We start from the raw sequence: 3,416 nt of genomic DNA on the forward strand, positions 1-3,416 counted from the left end.
GTTCTCCGGATATTTCAATGCCGGCGCCAAGCTTGCCGTCGACGGCGGCAAGCTTGTGATTGAGAGGGACGGAAAGATAAAGAAGCTCGTCGAGGCGGTTGAGCACATCTCGTTCTCGGGCCCGCGCGCCGTCGCCCAGGGCCAGGACGTGACCTATGTCACCGAGCGCTGTGTGATGAAGCTGCGCCCCGAAGGGATCACGGTCACGGAGATCGCACCCGGGGTGGAACTCGAGCGCGACATCCTGTCCCAATCCGAATTCCCGCTGCTCGTACGAGAGGCTCCAAGGCCAATGGATGCGGCGCTGTTCGGCGAAGGTCTGATAGGCCTGCATCTGCCCGAGAGGGCACCATCAGGGAGCGTGAGATGACGCGGTCCGTTGCCCTGATCACGGGCGCGCGGCGCGGCATCGGCCGCGCCATCGGCGTTGCGCTCGCGAAAGCCGGCTATGACATTGCTTTCACGGATATCGTCGAGGACGGTGCGAGCGAGGAGGCGCTAAAGCTCTTCGTCGCCGCCGGCGCCACCGCGCGCTTCTTCAGGCATGATGTCACCGCGATCGACAGCCATTCCGGGCTGGTCGCGAATGTGCTGTTTGCCTTCGGCAGACTGGACCTGTTTGTCTCCAACGCCGGGATCGGCGCGCCGGTGCGCGGCGATATGCTGGAGATCACGCCGGAAAGCTTCGATGTCGTGATGAGCGTCAATCTGCGTGGCGCTGCGTTCCTGAGCCAGGAGGTCGCAAAGACGTTCATCGCGCGCAGACCGGAGCGTCCGACGATGATCTTCGTCACTTCCGCCAGCACCGAGTTGGTCTCGATCGATCGAGCTCAATATTGCGTTTCGAAAATCGGTCTTTCCATGTGGGCGAAGGCGCTGGCCGTTCGCTTGGCGCCGCAGGGGATTGCTGTCTTTGAGGTGCGGCCCGGGGTGATCCGCACCGACATGACCGCACAGGTCGCGGCCAAATACGACGCGCGGATCGCTGACGGTCTGATCCCGGCCGGCCGCTGGGGCGAGGGCGAAGACGTTGCGTCATGCGTGGCGGCGCTCGCCGGCGGACCATTCGCATATGCGACGGGAACGGTCATCAATGCCGATGGCGGCTTGTTGATACCACGGCTGTAACCAGCGCGGTTTGCGATCGGCGTCCTGCCCGCAAGTGCCCCTACTTGACCGCCTTGGCGCTCCAGTTGCTCAGCACCCGAGCGATGTCGAGATTGTTCTTTTCGAGCATCATCATGTGCCCGTTGCCCTTGATGCCGATCTGCTCGAGCCGGATGAAATCGACCTTGGCGCCGGCCTGCGAGAGATATTTCGCGGTACAGTGGTCATACACCGCGTGATAGGACGCTTCGCTGACCACGATCAGGATCGGAATGCGGGCGAGGTTTTTCAGCTTCCGAGCCGGCTCCTTTTGCAGCCAGCAGGCGAACAGATCTGGGCCGTCCGGCTTTTCCTGCTGGACGACGTTGATTTCTTCTGGTGCGGCGACCGGCGGATCGTAGGTCAATTTGATGTCGGAGGGTCCAAAGGCGCGCGCTTTCCCTTCGGTGATGATGATGTCCTGGAACGGAGGACCGCTCGGCTCGATCGCGACGATGCCCTTGACGAGATCTGGCCGCACGTCGGCAATCAGCCAGCCGAATGGTCCGGACTGGCTGTGCGTCAAGAGAATGGCCGGACCGATGCGATCGAGCAGGGCTGCGCCTGCGTCCTGAACCAGCTTCTGCGTTTCGGCATTGCTGCCGATGAACTCGACTTGCGTCGCATAGAACGCATCGAAGATGGGATCGCCCATGTGTCCCTTGGCGGGGCCTTCGCCTGGCCACTGCGTGTGCTTCTTGGCTTGCGGCCACAAGCCGGCGCCCTCCGGCGCGGTAAACAGTTTTTCCAGGGTTGACGCAGGGAAGCTGCGAATGGCTCCGTCAATGTTCGGGTGCCATGCCGACCGTCCGCGGGCGGGTTGATCGACCATGTAGACGACGTAACCGCGCTCCAGGAAATGCTGCGCCCATCCCTTGCGACCGTCGGGAGTGCCGAGCCAGTTCGTCGCGGTTTGCGCAGCGCCATGAATCAGCACCAGAGGGTAGGGTTGCGTAACCTTTCGCGGCCGCATCACCTCCACATACATGGCGCCCTGCATCACCTGCTTTCCGCTTTCGCCGACATAGTGACCGCCCGCATAGAAATAGCCGAAGCTGGCGGCGGCATCGATCGTCGGCACCGCAGGATACTTGTCCGCGGCGCAGGCAATCTCGCAGGCAAGGACAGAAATGGACGCGGCGGTCAGGCCGCGCAGAAGCATATTTTTTGCGATCATCAGACGTTTCCCCGATGTGAGATTATGTGCATCAACGCACCGGCTCGTCCAGTTCAATGAGCGGCTTGACGGCGGCGCGCTGTTCGACTTCCGCGAGGCCGCGGCCGCTTTACCCTTGCGGGACGTCCACTCACGATTTGGCTGCGCTTCCTCGCGACGATTGTGATGTTCGTCGAGCCGAGACCTTCTTGCGATCCGAAGGATCCGGCGCCAGGCGCGTCAAGTCAGGGGCCCGATCCTGAATGATCGCCTCCATTGAAAACATTCCGGTGACCCGTTCGAGATCGAAATTGGTGATGAGGCGCTGATAAAAGCTGTCGTAACCGCCCATGCCTCGCGTCACGATCTTGATGATGTAATCCCAGTCGCCGCCAACGCGGTGAAAATCGATCACTTCGGGCAGCCGTTCCACGTGCCGGCGGAAGTTATCCGCCCATTCCTTCGAGTGGTGGCGGGTCCGAACCATCACAAGCACGGTGAGGTCGAGGCCGAGCATGGTCAGATCGATCTGCGTGCGCGTGCCCTTCACGAAGCCCCTTTGCGTCAGCCGTTGCAGCCGCCGCCAGCAGGAGTTCTGCGACAGGCCGACCAGGTCGGCCAACTCGCGTTGCGACAATCCACCGTTTGATTGCAATTTCGCGAGAATCTTGAGATCGATGGCATCTATTTTCATCAGACTTCGTTCATTTGATAGAATAATGGCGCAGAATTACAGAAAAACGGTGCAGAATCAATCGGTCACAGTCCGCTAATCTCTGCGGCGAAGTGATTCAAAAGGCAGATGGCATGGACGTTCTGAAGCCGCACCCCTTGCGCGCCGTCGAGCTCTTGGCCGAATTCAAGCACGGCCTCGAAGTCGCGGACCGGCTCGCTCACCTGGCCCACGACCTGGTTGGCCACGATGCTGAAATCACCGGACCGTTTGGTCCGAAAGCGCTCGTCTATGCCGACTATGTCGCCTCCGGCCGCGCGCTCTGGTCGGTTGAGCGCTTCATCATCGACAAGGTGCTGCCTTATTACGCCAACAGTCACACCGAGGCCTCGTACTGCGGCGCGTTCATGACGGGCTTGCGGCAGGCGGCGCGTCGCGTGA

General features: G+C 61.3%; 3 protein-coding genes and 2 pseudogenes. 3 read left to right on the forward strand and 2 right to left on the reverse strand.

What is annotated here, in order from left to right:
* Together VFL62_RS13375 and VFL62_RS13380 are read left to right on the forward strand one after the other, a co-directional pair.
* Positions 1-370, forward strand: a pseudogene (locus VFL62_RS13375) (acyl CoA:acetate/3-ketoacid CoA transferase); the annotation flags it as partial.
* Positions 367-1,128: a 3-ketoacyl-ACP reductase gene (locus VFL62_RS13380; RefSeq protein WP_325172856.1), complete on the forward strand. Its 762-nt coding sequence runs from the start codon at positions 367-369 to the stop codon at positions 1,126-1,128. The pseudogene VFL62_RS13375 and the gene VFL62_RS13380, both read left to right, overlap by 4 nt.
* 40 nt (positions 1,129-1,168) lie before the next feature.
* Here the strand turns inward: VFL62_RS13380 and VFL62_RS13385 are convergent, their stop codons facing one another.
* Both VFL62_RS13385 and VFL62_RS13390 read right to left on the reverse strand, forming a co-directional pair.
* Positions 1,169-2,323: an alpha/beta hydrolase gene (locus tag VFL62_RS13385; protein WP_325172857.1), complete on the reverse strand. Its 1,155-nt coding sequence runs from the start codon at positions 2,321-2,323 to the stop codon at positions 1,169-1,171.
* A 130-nt stretch (positions 2,324-2,453) separates the two neighbouring features.
* Positions 2,454-2,996, reverse strand: a complete 543-nt coding sequence (locus VFL62_RS13390) for an Lrp/AsnC family transcriptional regulator (protein WP_325172858.1) — start codon at positions 2,994-2,996, stop codon at positions 2,454-2,456.
* Between the two features lie 113 nt (positions 2,997-3,109).
* Between VFL62_RS13390 and VFL62_RS13395 the strand changes: the two are divergent.
* Positions 3,110-3,416 (forward strand): annotated as a pseudogene (locus VFL62_RS13395) (aminotransferase); the annotation flags it as partial.

The organism is Bradyrhizobium sp. (genome assembly GCF_035701725.1).
In the GTDB taxonomy this organism is placed as follows: Bacteria; Pseudomonadota; Alphaproteobacteria; order Rhizobiales; family Xanthobacteraceae; genus Bradyrhizobium.

Bases quoted from the DNA above. Each gene is read 5' to 3' on its own strand.
- VFL62_RS13385 (WP_325172857.1), bottom strand. From the start codon at position 2,323: ATGATCGCAAAAAATATGCTTCTGCGCGGCCTGACCGCCGCGTCCATT.
- VFL62_RS13390 (WP_325172858.1), bottom strand. From the start codon at position 2,996: ATGAAAATAGATGCCATCGATCTCAAGATTCTCGCGAAATTGCAATCA.
- VFL62_RS13380 (WP_325172856.1), top strand. From the start codon at position 367: ATGACGCGGTCCGTTGCCCTGATCACGGGCGCGCGGCGCGGCATCGGC.